Origin of the sequence: Ancylobacter amanitiformis (genome assembly GCF_030814815.1) — a bacterium.
Lineage (GTDB): Bacteria > Pseudomonadota > Alphaproteobacteria > Rhizobiales > Xanthobacteraceae > Ancylobacter > Ancylobacter amanitiformis.
In genome coordinates this window covers 1-1,653 of the sequence record NZ_JAUSVR010000040.1, presented here as the reverse complement: position 1 = coordinate 1,653, position 1,653 = coordinate 1, and the positions used below count along the sequence as shown (strand labels likewise).

Annotated in this window: 1 protein-coding gene; it reads right to left on the bottom strand. The window is 65.2% G+C overall.

Annotated elements, in window-relative coordinates:
- Nucleotides 1–29: 29 nt before the first annotated feature.
- A complete protein-coding gene (locus QOZ99_RS22250; RefSeq protein WP_306892172.1) occupies nt 30–1,586 on the bottom strand; it encodes an ISL3 family transposase in 1,557 nt (518 codons plus the stop codon).
- Nucleotides 1,587–1,653 lie beyond the last annotated feature (67 nt).

The following is a 1,653-nucleotide window of genomic DNA, read 5'->3' as shown; positions in this document are numbered from 1 at the left end:
GGCTCTGACGCAGATTTGGTGGTGTGGTGCTATGCCGGCGCGACGAGGCGAGCCTCCAGCAGGTCGAGTTTGCCGCGACCGTACATCTGGCGCTTCACCAGCTTGAGCTTGGTGATCTGGCCCTCGGTCTGGCCGTTGGACCAAGAAGACGTGATGGCCGCGGCGACGGCAGCGTGATCCTTTCTCACGCCGCGGCCGAACGCGGCCACGAGGCTTGAGCTCGCACGTTCCAGCCAGGGGCCGAGATCGGGAAGAGCCTTCTTTCGGATCATGGTCTGGAAGGCGGCGATGATCTCGCGGGCCTCGACAAGCGAGGGTACGCCGCTCTCGATCGCCGCGATCAACACGGTTTCGGATCTGGAGAGTTGATCGCGGGCGAGGGTCATCAATCGTGCAAGGGTTCGCGCCGATGGCGTCCGGTTCAGGGCGCCGCCCTCGACCGCCTCGGCTCGCCGGCGGCGCGTGGCCCATTCCGTGACGACCCTGAGGCTGCCACGGAAACCGTGGTGTCCGAGCCGACGCCAGAGCTCGGCACCATTGCGCTGCCCAGCCGCCCACTGCGCGTCGAGCCAGGGCAGGAACAGCTCGAGAGAACTTTCGCGAGTGCGGAAGACGTCCGAGCGCTGCCCGCGTATGACGCGCCGGACGAGGCCGCGGCTGTGACCGGTGCGTCGCACGATATCTTTGATCGTCACCCCCGCCTTTGCGAGGTCGAGAATGGCTACGTTGGTCTCCTCACGGTACAGATATCCTTCATATTGGATGCGTTCGGCAGCGGTGAGCAGATCCGCATTGATGGTGGATGCGCCGACGGCGGCACGGATCTGGCGCATGGATTTGCGAACAGCGTCGACAAAGGCCCGGCTCGCGTTCTCCATCAGGTGCCAGCGATCAGCGACCTGTGTCGCGGCTGGTAGGGCTTTCGCCGCAGCCAGTGCATAGCCGCCGCCCCGGTCTCGGGCGACAATAGTGATCTGTGGCTGCTGGGACAGCCACGCCTGCGCCGTTGCGGGCTCCCGGTCAGGCAAGAGGGCGATGGTCTGGCGCCGCTCCAGATCGCAGATCAGCGATCCATAGCGCTGATTGCGTCGCCAGGCCCAGTCATCGATCCCGATCACCGCAGGCGGCACGAAGGGCGGTCGACCTCGCCTTCGGATCACCCGGAGCAGCGTGTCGTTGCTCGCCGGCAGCATCAGTCTTTGCGCAAAGCGCGCTGCCGGCCGGCCACCCAAAGCGAGCCCGAGATGGTGGACGAGGTCATCGAGCCGAGCCGTGCGCCGGGACCATGGCAGCAGGGCCCCATTATCGAAGCGCTCCGTGAAGATGCGGCGTGGGCACAGCACCGCGTCGCAATGAAAGCGCCGCGCCTGAATGACGAGACGGACCGGCCTGCCGGAAAGCGGCAGATCTGCCAGCTGCCGAGCATAGCGGCTGTGAACGCGCATCGAGGCTGCCCCGCATCCCGGGCAACAACTCCTTGCACTGGAGGCACGGAGGCAGATCTGGATGCCGGAATCCGCGTCGACCACTTCATCGACGACAAACCCGCGCGGCACCAGCTCCGAGACCCGTAAATTCTGACCCATGGCATTGATTCTCCACGTGAACCAATGCCAGCCAGACGCTCAACTCCATCAAAAGTGAGTCAGAGCC

Coding starts and splice junctions, on each gene's coding strand:
- QOZ99_RS22250 (WP_306892172.1), bottom strand. CDS start 1,586: ATGGGTCAGAATTTACGGGTCTCGGAGCTGGTGCCGCGCGGGTTTGTC.